The organism is Streptomyces sp. TM32 (assembly GCF_004122755.1).
GTDB classification, from domain to species: Bacteria; Actinomycetota; Actinomycetes; order Streptomycetales; family Streptomycetaceae; genus Streptomyces; species Streptomyces sioyaensis.
Genome location: NZ_SDIG01000162.1, coordinates 1 through 14,675, shown reverse-complemented (window position 1 = coordinate 14,675; position 14,675 = coordinate 1). Strand labels below are relative to the sequence as shown.

At 72.0% G+C, this 14,675-nt stretch carries 14 protein-coding genes; 7 read left to right on the top strand and 7 right to left on the bottom strand.

What is annotated here, in order from left to right:
* Positions 1 to 176 precede the first annotated feature (176 nt).
* A complete protein-coding gene (locus tag EST92_RS26310; RefSeq protein WP_129283260.1) occupies positions 177 to 923 on the top strand; it encodes a PIG-L deacetylase family protein in 747 nt (248 codons plus the stop codon).
* A 35-nt stretch (positions 924 to 958) separates the two neighbouring features.
* On the opposite strand, the gene EST92_RS26305 is transcribed toward EST92_RS26310, so the two are convergent.
* Positions 959 to 1,996 carry an alpha/beta hydrolase gene (locus EST92_RS26305; protein WP_254069025.1) on the bottom strand — a complete coding sequence of 346 codons (1,038 nt, stop codon included), beginning with the start codon at positions 1,994 to 1,996 and terminating at the stop codon, positions 959 to 961.
* Between the two features lie 500 nt (positions 1,997 to 2,496).
* Between EST92_RS26305 and EST92_RS26300 the strand changes: the two genes are divergently transcribed.
* Together EST92_RS26300 and EST92_RS26295 are read left to right on the top strand one after the other, a co-directional pair.
* Entirely contained in the window at positions 2,497 to 3,231 is a 735-nt protein-coding gene (locus EST92_RS26300; RefSeq protein ID WP_174244143.1) for a carbonic anhydrase, read from the top strand.
* A 155-nt stretch (positions 3,232 to 3,386) separates the two neighbouring features.
* Positions 3,387 to 3,968, top strand: a complete 582-nt coding sequence (locus EST92_RS26295; RefSeq protein WP_129283259.1) for a Uma2 family endonuclease — start codon at positions 3,387 to 3,389, stop codon at positions 3,966 to 3,968.
* A 64-nt stretch (positions 3,969 to 4,032) separates the two neighbouring features.
* Here EST92_RS26295 and EST92_RS26290 read toward each other — a convergent pair whose 3' ends face one another.
* The gene (locus EST92_RS26290) at positions 4,033 to 4,458 is read right to left on the bottom strand and encodes an ATP-binding protein (RefSeq protein ID WP_129283258.1); all 426 of its coding nucleotides are present in this window, start codon (positions 4,456 to 4,458) and stop codon (positions 4,033 to 4,035) included.
* Positions 4,459 to 4,662: 204 nt separating this feature from the next.
* On the opposite strand from EST92_RS26290, the gene EST92_RS26285 reads away from it, so the two are divergent.
* The 3 genes from EST92_RS26285 to EST92_RS32630 all read left to right on the top strand — a co-directional run bounded on the left by EST92_RS26285 (position 4,663) and on the right by EST92_RS32630 (position 7,176).
* Positions 4,663 to 5,430 carry an IclR family transcriptional regulator gene (locus tag EST92_RS26285; RefSeq protein ID WP_129244353.1) on the top strand — a complete coding sequence of 256 codons (768 nt, stop codon included), beginning with the start codon at positions 4,663 to 4,665 and terminating at the stop codon, positions 5,428 to 5,430.
* Between the two features lie 38 nt (positions 5,431 to 5,468).
* Positions 5,469 to 6,986 (top strand): glycerol kinase GlpK, encoded by a 1,518-nt coding sequence (gene glpK, locus EST92_RS26280; protein WP_129283257.1) that lies wholly within the window; start codon positions 5,469 to 5,471, stop codon positions 6,984 to 6,986.
* A 67-nt stretch (positions 6,987 to 7,053) separates the two neighbouring features.
* Positions 7,054 to 7,176, top strand: coding sequence for a hypothetical protein (locus tag EST92_RS32630; RefSeq protein ID WP_275540902.1), 123 nt, complete (start codon positions 7,054 to 7,056; stop codon positions 7,174 to 7,176).
* 16 nt (positions 7,177 to 7,192) lie between these two features.
* On the opposite strand, the gene EST92_RS26270 is transcribed toward EST92_RS32630, so the two are convergent.
* The 5 genes from EST92_RS26270 to glyA form a co-directional block, all read right to left on the bottom strand.
* Complete coding sequence (locus EST92_RS26270) at positions 7,193 to 7,822, bottom strand: sarcosine oxidase subunit gamma family protein (RefSeq protein WP_174244142.1); 630 nt, start codon at positions 7,820 to 7,822, stop codon at positions 7,193 to 7,195.
* Positions 7,812 to 10,706 (bottom strand): sarcosine oxidase subunit alpha family protein, encoded by a 2,895-nt coding sequence (locus EST92_RS26265; RefSeq protein WP_129283256.1) that lies wholly within the window; start codon positions 10,704 to 10,706, stop codon positions 7,812 to 7,814. The genes EST92_RS26270 and EST92_RS26265 overlap by 11 nt, the downstream gene beginning before the upstream one ends.
* The gene (locus EST92_RS26260) at positions 10,703 to 10,981 is read right to left on the bottom strand and encodes a sarcosine oxidase subunit delta (protein ID WP_129283255.1); all 279 of its coding nucleotides are present in this window, start codon (positions 10,979 to 10,981) and stop codon (positions 10,703 to 10,705) included. The genes EST92_RS26265 and EST92_RS26260 overlap by 4 nt, the downstream gene beginning before the upstream one ends.
* A 16-nt stretch (positions 10,982 to 10,997) precedes the next feature.
* The gene (locus tag EST92_RS26255; protein WP_254069024.1) at positions 10,998 to 12,215 is read right to left on the bottom strand and encodes a sarcosine oxidase subunit beta family protein; all 1,218 of its coding nucleotides are present in this window, start codon (positions 12,213 to 12,215) and stop codon (positions 10,998 to 11,000) included.
* A 97-nt stretch (positions 12,216 to 12,312) separates the two neighbouring features.
* Positions 12,313 to 13,587: a serine hydroxymethyltransferase gene (glyA, locus tag EST92_RS26250; RefSeq protein ID WP_129283253.1), complete on the bottom strand. Its 1,275-nt coding sequence runs from the start codon at positions 13,585 to 13,587 to the stop codon at positions 12,313 to 12,315.
* 155 nt (positions 13,588 to 13,742) lie between these two features.
* On the opposite strand from glyA, the gene EST92_RS26245 reads away from it, so the two are divergent.
* Positions 13,743 to 14,414: a GntR family transcriptional regulator gene (locus EST92_RS26245; protein ID WP_129283252.1), complete on the top strand. Its 672-nt coding sequence runs from the start codon at positions 13,743 to 13,745 to the stop codon at positions 14,412 to 14,414.
* The last annotated feature ends 261 nt before the right edge of the window (positions 14,415 to 14,675 follow it).

Genomic DNA, 14,675 nt, shown 5'->3' with positions numbered 1-14,675 from the left:
CCGCCCACCCGGTGGCCGCCCCCCAGGCGTGTCACGATCGAAGCGGGGCCACCCGCACACGCCGGGACCCGCCACCGAAGATCACCTGCGACACGGGGCACGGCACACCTCACGGCACACCCCACGCGGGACGCGCCACCAGGACGGGAAGGACCGGACGGGAAGGAAGGGACCCGATGCCCGCCGAACACCTCTCCCCCATGCCCAAGGACTGGCAGCGTGCGCTCGCCGTCGTCGCCCACCCCGACGACCTCGAATACGGAGCCGCGGCCGCGATCGCCGAATGGACCGCCGCGGGGCGCGAGGTCAGCTACCTCCTGGTCACCCGCGGCGAGGCCGGTATCGACGGCCTCCCACCGGCCGAGTGCGCCGCGGTCCGCGTGAAGGAGCAGCGGGCCGGCGCCGCGCTCGTCGGCGTCCACAGCGTCGAATTCCTCGACCACCACCATGACGGCGTCATCGAGCCCGGCCGGACGCTGCGCCGCGACCTGTCCGCGGCCATCCGGCGCCACCGCCCCGAGCTCCTGATCACCCTCAATCACCACGACACCTGGGGCGGCGGCCACTGGAACTCCCCGGATCACCGGGTGGTCGGCCGGGCGGTCCTCGACGCGGCGAGCGACGCCGGCAACCGCTGGATCTTCCGCGACCTCACCGGGGCGAAGGGCCTGGTGCCCTGGAACGGCGTCCGCTGGGTGGCCGTTGCGGGCTCCCCGCACCCCACGCACGCCGCCGAGGTCGGCCCCGGCATCGACCGTGCGGTCGCCTCCCTGGCGGCACACGCCACCTACATCAAGGGCCTGCGCGGCCCCGAGCAGGATCCGCGCACCTACGCCCGCACCTTCATCGAGCAGATGCTGCGCAACGGCGGCGAACGCTACCGGGGCCACCCCGCCACGCTCTTCCAGGTCTTCCCCCGCTAGGCCCTGACGACAGGGCCCAGGGAGCGCCTCCCGGCTCACCCCGGGGGTCGTGACGCTCCTCCGGATACCGGCCACCGGCTACCCCTGGAAGGTCCCCCGGGCAGGGCTCCGGCCACGAACCCGGTCACCAGTCCCGCGATCTCCTCCGGCCGCTCCAGCACCATCGCATGCGTCCCGTCGACCTCCGCGACGGTCACGTGTGGCCGGGTCCGGGCCAGCGCGTCCAGGTCGCGTGCCAGGCCCCGGGCGTACGCCGCCATCAGCGCGTCGAACCACGGCGGCATGCCCGGCATCCGCGGGTTGGGGCGCAGCGCCCGGGCGATCAGCAGCGGTCTCGTCACCCTCCGGTACAACGAGAACAGATCGAGCCCGGCCAGCGCCTCCTGCACCTGAAGCGCCCGGTCCCGGGCCGGCCGCAGGAACAGCCGCCCGTCGGCCGTCTCCCCCAGCGACCGCCGCACCCCGGCCGCCATCAGTTCCGCCGGAATGCCCAACGCGTCAGCCATGGCCTCCTGGAAGCCGAGCACCCCGTCCAACGCCGCGGCGTCGAAGGTCCGTCCGCTCGCCTCCCGGGCCAACTCGTGTACCTCCGCCAGCCGTTCCCGTACGTACTCGGGGTCCAGTCCCGGGTACTGCTCCGGGCGCCCGAACCAGTGCCCGTCGAGATTCACGGCGGCCGGCGCTCCCCCGTCCGGCTCGTCGCGCTCAAGACAGTGCGCGGCCACCATCCCGCCCAGCGAATGCCCCACCACCACGGCCTCCGGCGCCCCGCAGGCCGCCAGCACCGCCCGCACGTCCTCGACCGCCACCTCGCACGACCACGGCGCGGCACCGTCCCCCGACCGCCCGTGCCCCCGCAGATCCATCGCCCACACCCGGTGCCGCTCGGCCAGCAGCGGCGCAACCCGCTCCCAGTCCAGCAGCGTGCGCCCCGCCCCGTGCAGCAACAACAGCGGGGGCCCGTCCCCGCCGTGGTCCCGAACGGCCAACTCCACGCCGTCGTCCGCCCGGTACACCGCATCCATGCCTGCGCTCCCCGTCCTGCCCGTCAGCGCCATGCCCTTCGCCGTCATGCCTTCACGCTAGGCCCGGAAGAAGCCTTCAAGATCATCTCCGGGAAGGACGACAACGGCCACCGATCCGGGTGACAATGGATCAACCCCCTTTTGCCGCAGGGCTGTCCGGGACCGGCCGAGACCTGGGGCAAGCCACTTCGTCCGGCTCTGCCGAGTGCGCTTCGCCTGCCGCCCGCCGGGCCATGGGGAGACCCAGCCACGACGGGCAGGACGCCGAGGGCGGGACGCCACGGGCCGGACGCCACGGGCCGGACGCCGAGGGCCGGACGCCACGTTTGGGTGAGTCCTTCCGCCCATGCGCTCACCTGAGGAAGACGCCGAGCCCGCCGGCCTCGTGTCTCTGTCGCTCGGGCGCCGCCCGTGCCGGTTCCTGTGGGCCGTCGGTGGCAAAGCGGCCGGCGCCCGCTTGCGCCTGCCGTCGTGGTCGCGGACCGCACTGAACAATCGCCCTGGTCACGTCATACGGACGTGTGCCAGCGGACTGAGGGGAACGGCAGATGGACAGAACGGGACAGCCGGATCGCAGATCTCTGCTCGCCGGTGGACTCGCGATCGCCACGGCCGCGCTCGCGGGGTGCTCCTCGACGAGCGCCGCCCCGGTGGCGGCCAGCGCCTCGCCCACCGCGCGGCCGACCACGCCCGCCGCGGCCTTCACGAGGTTGATGGAGGGCAATGCGCGCTGGGTGAGCGGCAACCTTCAACACCCCGACCGGGATCCGAACCGGCGCCAGTTCGTGGCCATGAAGCAGAAGCCTTTCGGGTCGGTCCTCTCGTGCATCGACTCCCGGGTGCCGCCGGAACTCCTCTTCGACACCGGGCTGGGCGACCTCTACGTGATGCGCACGGGCGGGGAGGCGGTCGGCCCGGTGGTCACGGGTTCCGTGGAGTACGGGCCCATGACCAGTGGCACTCCGCTCATCGTGGTCCTCGGGCATCAGCGTTGTGGCGCCGTCGAGGCGTCGTACAAGTCCCTCCGGGACGGCAAACCGCTGCCCGGCAACCTGGAGGCGATCGCCCGGGCGCTGCGGCCGGCGTACGAGAAGGCACGCCGGGAAGGCGGCGCCGACCCGGTCGACACCATGGCCCGCGCCCAGGTCACGCTGACCGCGGCGAACCTGCGCTCCAACCAGGACCTGGCCCCCCTGGTGAAAAAGGGCTCCCTTGCCGTGGTCGGCGCCTACTACTCGCTCGACACCGGCAAGGTCGAGGTCCTGGCCGGGGCGCCTTCCTGACCGCCGGAGGAGACGGATGGGAGGAGATGGACGCCGTAGCGGCTGACGGCAGCACGGGAAGGTGGAAAGGCCCGGGCTCAGCGGAGCCCGGCCCTTTCCACCGCACCCGGATCTGGAGGAGAACGGGGTGAGCTGCAAGCCGCTACCGTGAAGCCATGACCGCACTGCCCGACTGGATGCGCCCGCCACGCGCGGAAGGCTGGTTCGCGGAGGACCTGGACCGCCTCCCCGAGGCACCACGCCACACCGAGCTGATCGACGGAGCACTCGTCTTCATGATGTCCCCGCAGCGGTCGTGGCACGGCCGCCTCGTCACCGGCCTCACGGTGGCACTCATGGCTCAGGCCCCGGACGGCATCGAGGTCGAGCGAGAGATGACCATCCGCCTGGACGCCCGCAACCGTCCAGAGCCGGACCTGCTCCTGACCACCGCCCCCTACGACGCAGACCGCACCTGGTTCGCTCCGGAGGACGTCCTGCTCGTCATCGAGGTCGTCTCGCCGGAGTCCGCCCATCGCGACCGGACCGTCAAGCTGCGCAAGTACGCCGAGGCCGGCATTCGCCACTACTGGTGTATCGAGGACGAGGGCACCGTCCCAGCCGTGCACGCTTATGAACTCGACGAGCCGACCGCCTCGTACGCACCGGCCGGAATTTTCCGCCATACGCTCCAGCAGTCCTTGCCGTTCGACATCAGCCTCGACCTGGACACGCTCGCGCCGGGCCGGGCCGGCTGAGACCACAGCTTCAGCCTGGCGCCCCGTCATGCAAGCGCCGCCCGGGCCGTCCAGGCATACCGGCTCACACCGCGAGGAGTTCCGCCCACCGGGTGGTGCCGCCCGGGTGGACCTGGGTGCCGCACTCGGCGGAGAGGGCGGTGACGATGCCGATGCCGCGGCCGTGCTCGTCCGCGCAGGGCTCGACGGCAGGCCGCCCGTCCGCCGACGCGGGCCCCGCGTCGGTGACCTCGACGCGCAGGGTGTCGCGTCCGCCGGCACCGGCCCGGGACAGCCGCAGCGCCGCCGGCGGAAGGGCGTGGACGACCGCGTTGGTGATCAGCTCAGAGATCACGAGGAGCGCGTCCTCGGCGAGGTCCGGGGTCAGGTTCCAGTCGGCCAGGACCGTGCGCATCCGCCGGCGTACGACCGAGACGGCCTCGGGGATGTGGGGCAGCGGACAGACATGTTCGGACGCCTCCCGAACCGCCGCGTCAAGCTGTGCCGTCATGTCTCCTCCTCGGAGGCAGGCCCCCGGCCGGCGGAACGCCGGGCCTGAGAAGGACGCTATGAGGGACGGCGGGGGCGGTCAATGAACAGCGGTCGGCATTACCGAACGGCGACCTCAGGATTGGCACGCTCCCCGCTGATGTCGACTCTCCCCGCTGATGTCGACGCTTCCCGCTGATGCCGACCGCGGGACTACGATTGCTTCATGGCCGGCCCGGTCCAGTCGATCGAACGGGCGGCGGCGATTCTGCGTCTGCTCGCCAGCGGGCCCCGTCGGCTCGGGCTGGGTGAGGTGGCCGCGTCGCTCGGACTGGCGAAGGGCACCACCCACGGCATTCTGCGCACCCTGCAGAACATCGACTTCGTCGAGCAGGACCCAGCGACCGGAAAGTACCAGCTCGGGGCCGCGCTGCTGCATCTGGGCACCAGTTACCTCGACGTGAACGAGCTGCGGTCGCGCTCCATCAACTGGGCCGATGCCCTGGCCGCCCGCAGTGGGGAAGCGGTCCGCCTGGGCGCCCCCCTGGAGGGCAAGGTGCTCATCGTCCACCATGTCTTCCGCCCCGACGACACCCTCCAGACCCTGGACGTGGGCGCGCTGCTGCCGCTGCACGCCTCCTCGCTCGGCAAGGTGCTGCTGGCGTTCGGCAGCGTGCCGTTGGAGCCGGCCGTGGAGGCCGGGCTGGAGGCGTACACCCGGCACACCCTGATCACCCCGGAGCGCCTCACCCGGGCGCTCTCCGAGGTCCGGGAGCTCGGGTGGGCCGCCGAAGTACAGGAAATGATCACCGGCGAAGCCGGCGTCGCCGCGCCCATCCGGGGCCACGGCGGGCTCGTGGTGGGCGCCATCGGCGCCTCCGGCACGGTCGAGCGGATCTGCGACGCCAAAGGGGTTCCGCAGCCGGCCCTGGTCACCCAGGTCCGCCACGCCGCCCGGGCGATCTCCCGGGATCTGGGGGCCGCCCGCTGGTGAGCCCCGCCGCCCTCGTGCACCGCAACGGAAGGCTGATCATGGTTGAGCGGTATGTGATGTCCATCGACCAGGGCACCACCTCCACCCGATGCATCCTGTTCGACCACCAGGGGCGGCTGGTGTCGGTCGCCCAGCGGGAGCACCAGCAGCACTTCCCCCGGCCCGGGTGGGTCGAGCACGACGCCGTCGAGATCTGGCACACCCTGGAGCGGGTGGTGCCGCACGCGCTCTCCGACGCCGGTGTCGGCCCCGAGGAGGTGGCCGCCATCGGCATCGCCAACCAGCGCGAGACGACCGTGCTGTGGGACCGGCGGACGGGCACCCCGCTGGGCAGGGCGATCGTCTGGCAGGACACCCGCACGGCCCCGCTGGTCGAGGAGCTCAGCAGCCGGCCCGGGGACGAGTTCTTCCTCCGGCGCTGCGGCCTGTCCCCCTCCACGTACTTCTCCGCCCCCCGGATCCGCTGGCTGCTCGACCACATCGACGGGCTGCGGCAACGTGCCGAGGACGGCGAGGTGCTGTTCGGCACGATGGAGAGCTGGCTGATCTGGAACCTCACCGGCGGGCCGGCGGGCGGCCGGCACCTCACCGACGTCACCAACGCCAGCCGCACCATGCTCATGAACATCAGCACCCTCGACTGGGACGAGGAGCTGCTGGAGTTCTTCGGGGTCCCCCGCCCGATGCTCCCGGAGATCCACTCCTCGGCCGAGACCTACGGAGCCGCCCGCCGGGTCCTTCCGGGCGTCCACATCACCGCGGCACTCGGTGACCAGCAGGCGGCGCTGTTCGGACAGACCTGCTTCGCCCGCGGCGAGGCGAAGTGCACCTACGGAACCGGCAGTTTCCTGCTGCTCAATACCGGCACCGAGCTCGTACGGTCCCGGCACGGACTGCTCACCACGGTCGCCTACAAGATCGAGGACCAGCCCGCGGTCTATGCGCTCGAAGGCCCGATCGCCGTCACCGGCGCGCTGGTCCAGTGGTTCCGCGACCGGCTGGGGCTGATCAGCACCGCCCCCGAGATCGAGACGCTCGCGCGCACCGTCGAGGACAACGGCGGCTGCTACATCGTCCCGGCGTTCTCCGGCCTGTACGCGCCGCACTGGCGCAGCGACGCCCGGGGGGTCATCGTCGGCCTCACCTCGTACATCACCAAGGGGCACCTGGCCCGCGCCGTACTGGAGGCCACCGGTTGGCAGACCCGGGAGGTGGTCGACGCCATGAACGCCGACTCCTCGCTCGCCCTGAAGGTGCTCAAGGTGGACGGCGGCATGACGTCCGACAACCTGCTCATGCAGTTCCTGGCCGACGTGCTCGACGTGCCCGTGGTGCGCCCCATGGCCGTCGAGACGGTCTCCCTGGGCGCCGCCTACGCCGCCGGGCTCGCCGCCGGCTACTGGCCCGACCTGGAGATCCTGCGCCGCAACTGGCACCGGGCCGCCCAGTGGCTGCCGGACATGGACCCGCAGCGGCGCCGGGCGGAGTACGACAACTGGAAGCGGGCGGTCGAGCGCTCGCTGGGCTGGATCCGGTCGCCGAACCCGCCGCCCTGACGGCCCGATTGCCGGACCGATTGCCGGCTCGTTTGCCGGCTCGTTTGCCGGCTCGGCGACGGTGCACATGCTCGCCAAGGACATCGCGCGCCTTGAGCAGGCCATTCAGCGGGTCCGCGAGGCCCCCGTCATCGACCGCACCGAGAGCGTGATCGTGCTGTCCCGTCTGCTCGCCCGGCCCCGGCTGTGAGCAAGACGCTGAGGGTTCACCGCGGGACCTCGGGAGAGCGGAATTCGGTCATGGCGTCGAGCAGCCAGTCGGCCAGGTAGGGCGCGAAGGAGCCGCGTACCAGGAGGTGGTAGGTCGGACCGGTGTCGATCTGATGGAGGATCACGGCGGCGCGGGCGAGCAGCGTCTGGGCGCAGCGGTCCGGGCCGAAGGCGCGCGGGTGGAGATCGAGCGAACAGCCCTTCTCCAACACCTCCCGCGCACACGGGCCGCTGAGCTCCAGGGTGGTGCGGTTCGCCGACACGTCGACCACGGCTCCGTGGCCGTCGCCGAGCGCGTCCCGCACGCCCGCCTCGATGGCCGGGGCGTCGCCTTCCGGGCCGACGACCAGCCATTCGTCGGGACCGAGCCAGAGCACCGTCCGCTCCGGCGCACCGGCCGCGGTGCGCACGCCGCCGGGCTCCACCGGCAGGGCGGGCAGCCCCAGCGCCCCGGCCACGCGGGCCGCCGCGGGGGACGACGGGTCGAGTCGCAGCGTCACCTGCGCCGCACAGGGCATCTCCCGCAGCCGGACCCCGCGCGGTCCCTCGACGTCGGCCGCCGCGAGGAGGTGGGCGCGGTGGTGCAGCGGGCTGCGGGCACGTGGGGTGGTCACCTCAGCCGTCACGGCGGGTTCCTTCCTTGTCGTAGAAGACCGGCTCGGTCACGGTGGCCCTGACCGTGCGCCCGACGAGGGGCACTTGGAGGCTCTGGCCGAGGCGGTTGCGGCCGTCCTTGACCAGGGCGAGGGCGAAGGTGTGCCCGAGCACGGCGCTGCGGTAGCTGGAGGTGACGTGCCCCAGCATGGGTACCGGGCCGTTCTCCGTCGTGGTGGGCACCCCGTCGGCGACCAGCTGTGCTCCCTCGGGGAGCAGCTCGGTGGGATCGTCCGGCAGCAACCCGACCAGGTGCTTGCGGTCGGGGCGTGCGGTGTCGGGGCGGCGGTAGGAGCGGGCGCCGACGAAATCCTTGCGCTTCGAGACGACCCAGTCCATGCCCAGGTCCTGAGGCGTGACGGTGCCGTCGGTGTCCTGGCCGACGATGATGAACCCCTTCTCCGCACGCAGCACATGCATGGTCTCGGTGCCGTAGGGGGTGATGTCGTACGCCGCCCCCGCCGCCATCACGGCGTCCCACACGGCCCGGCCGTGCCAGCTTGCGACGTTGATCTCGAAGGCGAGCTCGCCGGAGAAGGAGACCCGCCCGATGCGGGCCGGGACGCCACCGGCCAGACGCGTCTCGCGGAAGTCCATGAACGCGAACGCCTCGGCCGACAGGTCCAGATCCGGCGCGAGGTGCGCGAGGACGGCCCGGGACTTCGGGCCCACCACGGCGACGGTGGCCCACTGCTCGGTCACCGAGGTGCAGTGCACGCGCAGGTCGGGCCATTCGGTCTGCAACCACATCTCCATCCACTCCAGCACCGCCGCGGCGCCGGAGGTCGTGGTGGTGGCCAGGTAGCGGTCGGGGGCGAGCCGCATGACCACACCGTCGTCGAACACCATGCCGTCGGCCTTGCACAGCACGCCGTACCGGCAGGAGCCGACCTTGAGCTTGGCGAAGGCGTTGGTGTAGAGGCGGTTCAGGAACTCGCCGGCGTCCGGTCCCTGGATGTCGATCTTGCCCAGGGTGGAGGCGTCCATGACGGCGACGGCCTCGCGGGCGGCCCGGCACTCGCGCAGGACCGCTGCCTCCATGGTCTCGTCCGGTCGCGGGTAGTACCAAGGGCGCTTCCACTGGCCGACGTCCTCGAACTCGGCGCCGTGCGCGACATGCCAGTCGTGGATCGGCGTCACGCGCGCCGGGTCGTTCAGGTGGCCGCGGTCCCGGCCGGCGAGCAAGGCGAAGGACACCGGTGTGTAGGGCGGCCGGAACGTCGTCGTGCCGACCTCGCCGGGCGACCCCACGCCCAGGGCTTCGGCGATCGCGCCGATCGCGACGACCGCGCCGGTCTTGCCCTGGTCCTGACCGGTGCCGATGGTGGTGTAGCGCTTGATGTGCTCCACCGAGCGCATGCCTGCCCCGATGGCCCGGTGGATATCGGCGACGGTGGCGTCGCGCTGGAGGTCCACGAAGTGGGTGCGCCACGTCGACGGTTCGTCGGCCCCTGCGGGGATCGTCCACAGGGCCCGCGCGGGAGCGGGCGGCGCGTCCTGCGCACGCGGACGGGCCGGCGGGGCGTCATCGGTGAACCCGGCCCGCGCGGCGGCCTCGACGCCGGCGGCCGTGCCCTCGTCCAGGCAACCGGCAAGGTGGTACGTGCCGTTCACCGCGCCGGCCGTGACGAGGCCCTTCGGGCACCGCTCGGGTACGAACGCGGCCAGGCTCTCGTCGTAGCGCAGCGTGCCCTGCGCCTGACCGAACAGATGGAGAACGGGGTTCCAGCCTCCGGAGACCGCCAGGAGGTCGCACGGGACCGCGGTGGCGTCCGCCGCTCCCCCGCGCCGGTCCAGCGGTGCGATCCACGCCGCGGTGAGCGACGGGGCGCCGTCGGTACCCACGACGGCCGATCCGGTCCGCACCTCCACGCCCGCGGCACGGACCGTCGCGATCAGTTCCGGCGGCGGCTCGAGCCGGGCATCGGCCAGGACGGGCACCTGCACGCCCGCGGCGACCAGGTCGATTGCCGTGGCGTACGCGCTGTCGTTGGTGGTGACGACGACCGCCCTGCGGCCGGGCAGCACCGCGTACCGGTTGACGTAGGTGCGCACCGCGTGGGCGAGCATCACCCCGGGCCGGTCGTTGTCGGCGAACACCAGGGGCCGTTCGTGCGCCCCGGTGGCCAGCACGGTCTGCCGGGCCCGCACATGCCACAGCCGCTGGCGCGACACCCCGGGCAGCGGCGTACTGCCGAGATGATCGGTGCGGCGCTCGGCGACCAGCACCAGTCCGTGGTCGTGGACACCGACGGCCGTGGCACGGGTGAGCAGACGGACCTCCGGCAGTGCGGTGAGCCCGTCACGGGCCGAGGCGACCCAGTCGGGCGCGGGCGCGCGGTCGATCCGCTCCGCACGGGAGGAGAGCAGCGACCCGCCGAGCTCGTGCTGCTCGTCGACGAGGATCACCCGCGCTCCGGAGCGGCCGGCCGCGAGGGCCGCGGCCAGCCCCGCGGGGCCGCCCCCGATGACCAGGACGTCGCAGTGCACGTACTTCTTGTCGTAGAGCGCGGTGTCCTCGCGCGGGTCGAGGCGCCCCTTCCCGGACAGGCTCCGTGCCGACAGGCCGTCGAAGAGCTCCACGGCGGTGGCCGGCAGCATGGGCTCCTGACATGGCCCGTCGAGCTGGACCAGGGCGTTGGGCTCTTCGACCCCAGCGGCGACGATGCCGCGGGCGCGCCGGCGGTAGAGGCTCGGTGCGACCGTGCGGACACCGGAGGCGAGCAGCGCCGAGGCGAGGGTGTCTCCGCGATGGCCGTGGTAGCGGATGCCGTCGAAGGTGAAGCTCAGGGAAGCCGACCGGTCGATACGGCCGCCGCGGGCAAGGCGGTGGGGGTGTGCGGGCGTCTCGGTCATGGGTGCACCGGATTCGTCGTGCCGATGTGGTGGACGGCGAGGATGTCGTTGCAGGTGGTGTCGCGGACGACGGTGAACCAGCGGCGGCAGCCCGCGGTGTGGACCCACTGCTCGGTGAAGGGGCCCTCGGGGTTGTCCCGTACGAAGAGGTACTCGGCCCACTCGGCGTCGGTCAGCGTCTCCGGGGCCTCGGGGTGGGAGACATGGGCCTGGCCCCCGTAGCCGAATTCGGTCTCGTCCCGGTCGCCGCACCACGGGCAGGGGATGAGCAGCATGGTGGGTGGCTCCTTGTCAGTGGGCGACGGCGGCCGCGCCGTGCTCGTCGATGAGCGCGCCGGTGGTGAACCGCTCCAGGCCGAAGGGCGCGTTGAGCGGATGGGGTTGCCCGGTGGCGATGGTGTGGGCGTAGACCCAGCCGGCGGCGGGTGTGGCCTTGAAACCGCCGGTGCCCCAGCCGCAGTTGACCAGCAGGTTCTCCACCGGGGTGAGCCCGACGACCGGGGAGGCGTCGGGCGAGACGTCCACCACGCCGCCCCAGGTCCGGATCACATGGGCCCGGGCGAAGAGGGGGAACAGCTCCAGCGCCGCGGCCATCTGCGCTTCGATGATCTGCACGCTGCCGCGCCGGGTGTAGGAGGGGTAGGCGTCGATGCCGGCGCCCATGACCAGTTCGCCCTTGTGCGCCTGGCTGACGTAGACATGCACATGATTGGACATCACCACACACGGGTGCACGGGCTCCAGGAGCTCGGAGACCAGCGCCTGCAGCGGGTGGCTCTGGATCGGCAGGCGCAGCCCCGCCCGCGCGGCGAGGGTGCTGGTGTGGCCGGCCGCGGCCAGCGCCACCTTGCCCGCGTTGATCCGGCCACGGGTCGTCTCCACGCCGACCACCCGGTCGCCGTCGCGGAGGAAGCCGGTCACCTCGCAGCCCTGGATCAGGTCGACACCGTAGGCGTCCGCCTTCCGGGCCAGCGCCCAGGCCACGTGGTCGTGCTTGGCGATGCCGGCGCGCGGCTGGAGCGTGGCGCCGAGGACCGGATAGCGCGCGTCGGAGGAGGTGTTGACGATCGGGCAGAACTTCTTGACGTCCTCGGTGGAGAGCCATTCCGCGTCCACGCCGCCCAGCCGGTTGGCGTGCACCCGGCGGACGCCCTCGCGGACGTCCTGCAGCGTGTGGGCGAGGTTGAGCACACCGCGCTGGCTGAACAGGAAGTCGTACTCCAGCTCCTCGGGCAGCACCTCCCACAGCTTCAGGGCGTGTTCGTAGAGCGCGGCGCTCTCGTCCCACAGGTAGTTGGAGCGGATGATGGTGGTGTTCCGCGCCATGTTGCCGCCGGCCAGCCAGCCGCGCTCCAGTACGGCGACGTTGGTGATGCCGTGGTTCTTCGCGAGGTAATAGGCGGTGGCCAGGCCGTGTCCGCCGGCGCCGACGATGACGACGTCGTACGACGGCTTCGGGTCGGGGTTCCGCCAGAGCCAGTCGGGGTGTTCGGGCAACTCGTGCGGCACGGTGCCTCCTGTGCGGCGAGGGAACGGAACGGTGGGCGGAACACCACGGCGCGGTCGCCGTGGAGCAGGGCCCGGTGCCGCGGTCATGGCACCCGGCTCACAGCTGCGGGTAGAGCGGGTACGTGGCCGCGACCGCGGCCACCCGGTGCCGCAAGGCGTCGGCATCGTGGTCCGGACGCAACGTCAGTGCGATCACGTCGGCGACCTCGCGGAAGTCCTCCGGGCCGAGGCCGCGGGTGGCCAGTGCGGGGGTGCCGATCCGCAGGCCGGAGGTGACCATCGGCGGGCGCGGGTCGAAGGGCACGGCATTCCGGTTGACCGTGATGCCGATGGAGTGCAGCCGGTCCTCGGCCTGCCGGCCGTCCAGCTCCGCTTCCCGCAGGTCGACCAGGACCAGGTGCACCTCGGTTCCGCCGGTCAGCACCCGCACGCCGGCCTCGCGGGAGTCGTCCGCCAGCAGCCGGCCGGCGAGCGCCCGCGCTCCGGACAGGGTGCGCCGCTGCCGCTCGGCGAACTCCGGCGCCCCCGCGAGGGCGAAGGCCACGGCCTTGGCCGCGATCACATGCTCCAGCGGGCCTCCCTGCTGACCGGGGAAAACGGCAGAGTTGATCTTTTTGGCCAGCGCCGCGTCCTGGGTGAGGATCACGCCGCCGCGCGGGCCGCCCAGCGTCTTGTGCGTGGTGGTGGTGACGACATGGGCGTACGGCACGGGGGACGGGTGCAGGCCGGCCGCGACCAGGCCGGCGAAGTGCGCCATGTCCACCATCAGGTACGCCCCGACCGCGTCGGCGATCCGGCGGAAGCGCGCGAAGTCGAGGTGGCGGGGGTAGGCGGACCAGCCCGCGACGATCACCTTGGGGCGGTGCTCCTGGGCGAGCCGCTCGACCTCGTCCATGTCGATCAGGCAGTCGGTCTCGCGGACGTGGTAGGCCACGACGCGGTACAGCTTGCCGGAGAAGTTGAGGCGCATGCCGTGGGTCAGATGACCGCCGTGTGCCAGGTCCAGCCCGAGGACGGTGTCGCCGGGGTCCAGGAGCGCCATCATCGCGGCGGCGTTGGCCTGGGCGCCGGAGTGCGGCTGGACGTTGGCGAACCGCGCGCCGAAGAGTGCGGCCACCCGGTCCACGGCCAGGCGCTCCACGACGTCCACATGTGCGCAGCCGCCGTAGTAGCGGCGCCCTGGATACCCCTCGGCGTACTTGTTCGTCAGCACCGAGCCCTGCGCCTGCATCACCGCGCGGGGCGCGAAATTCTCCGACGCGATCATCTCCAGCGTCGACTGCTGCCGGTGCAGTTCGCGGCCGATGGCCTCGGCGACCTCGGGGTCGATCTCGTCGAGCGACCGGTCCAGCAGACCTTGCTGACTGCTCATGGGTACTCCACAACGCCAGAGGGAGAAGTCTTCCTGCCGCACCCGAGGTGGCTGCGGATCACGGGAACAAGATCAGGGGAGCCACAGCTACCCAGAATCTGAAATTCGACTAGATACGAGACTGATATTTCAGTTCGCGGCCTAAGCTAGGCCGCATGACTGCCCACGTCAACACGTCCGCCCGGCAGGATCGCCACGGCACCCCGCCGTCGCTGACCGACCAGGCATACGAAGCGATCCGAGACCTGATCGTCACCCTGCAGATCCGGCCCGGCGCCCCGATCAGCGAGGAACAGCTGATGCGCCGGCTGGGCCTCGGTCGCACGCCCATCCACCAGGCGATCAAGAGGCTGGAGTCCGAGCGGCTGGTGGCGATCTTCCCGCGCCGCGGCACCTTCGCCACCGAGGTCAACATCACCGACCTCGCACTCATCACCGAGGTCCGGCTTCAGCTGGAGGGCCACGCCGCCTACAGCGCCGCGAAGCGCCGCACCCGCGCCGAGCAGGAGGAACTCCGCCGGCTGCTCGAAGAGTTCGACGAGCCCGCGACCACCGACGCGGACCTCATGCGGCTGGACACCGAGGTGCACCGGGCGATCTACCGGTGCACACACAACAGCTACCTCGAAGCCACGCTGGGGAGTTACTACAACCTCGCCACGCGCATCTGGCACCTGTTCCTCGATCGCCTGCCGCACGTCTCCGAGCACATCGCGCAGCACCGGCCGCTCCTGGAAGCGATCATCGCGGGCGACGCCGACCAGGCCTGCGACATCGCCTGCACGCACGTCTCCCAGTTCGAGAGCACCGTCCGCTCCGCGCTGTGACCACCTTTCAGTGGAGCTCCCACGTTGTCGGCTGACCCGCCGTGGTGGCTTCTCGCCGTTGCGCTTTGCGGCGCCCCCCACGTCGTCGGCTGACCCGCCGTGGTGGTGTTTCGCCGTTGCGCCTGCGGCGGGCGTGGGTGGTCGGCTGCGGTGCCGCTCCTCCGGACTTCGTCCTGCGGCGCGGCCCCTCCCGTTGGGGGGGAAGAAGACCGGCGGGGGCGAGCCTCTTCCCTCGACTGCACGCAGACGACGGCTGGGGCC

Bases quoted from the DNA above. Each gene is read 5' to 3' on its own strand.
- EST92_RS26310 (WP_129283260.1), top strand. From the start codon at position 177: ATGCCCGCCGAACACCTCTCCCCCATGCCCAAGGACTGGCAGCGTGCG.
- EST92_RS26305 (WP_254069025.1), bottom strand. From the start codon at position 1,996: ATGACGGCGAAGGGCATGGCGCTGACGGGCAGGACGGGGAGCGCAGGC.
- EST92_RS26300 (WP_174244143.1), top strand. From the start codon at position 2,497: ATGGACAGAACGGGACAGCCGGATCGCAGATCTCTGCTCGCCGGTGGA.
- EST92_RS26295 (WP_129283259.1), top strand. From the start codon at position 3,387: ATGACCGCACTGCCCGACTGGATGCGCCCGCCACGCGCGGAAGGCTGG.
- EST92_RS26290 (WP_129283258.1), bottom strand. From the start codon at position 4,458: ATGACGGCACAGCTTGACGCGGCGGTTCGGGAGGCGTCCGAACATGTC.
- EST92_RS26285 (WP_129244353.1), top strand. From the start codon at position 4,663: ATGGCCGGCCCGGTCCAGTCGATCGAACGGGCGGCGGCGATTCTGCGT.
- glpK (WP_129283257.1), top strand. From the start codon at position 5,469: ATGGTTGAGCGGTATGTGATGTCCATCGACCAGGGCACCACCTCCACC.
- EST92_RS32630 (WP_275540902.1), top strand. From the start codon at position 7,054: ATGCTCGCCAAGGACATCGCGCGCCTTGAGCAGGCCATTCAGCGGGTC.
- EST92_RS26265 (WP_129283256.1), bottom strand. From the start codon at position 10,706: ATGACCGAGACGCCCGCACACCCCCACCGCCTTGCCCGCGGCGGCCGT.
- EST92_RS26260 (WP_129283255.1), bottom strand. From the start codon at position 10,981: ATGCTGCTCATCCCCTGCCCGTGGTGCGGCGACCGGGACGAGACCGAA.
- glyA (WP_129283253.1), bottom strand. From the start codon at position 13,587: ATGAGCAGTCAGCAAGGTCTGCTGGACCGGTCGCTCGACGAGATCGAC.
- EST92_RS26245 (WP_129283252.1), top strand. From the start codon at position 13,743: ATGACTGCCCACGTCAACACGTCCGCCCGGCAGGATCGCCACGGCACC.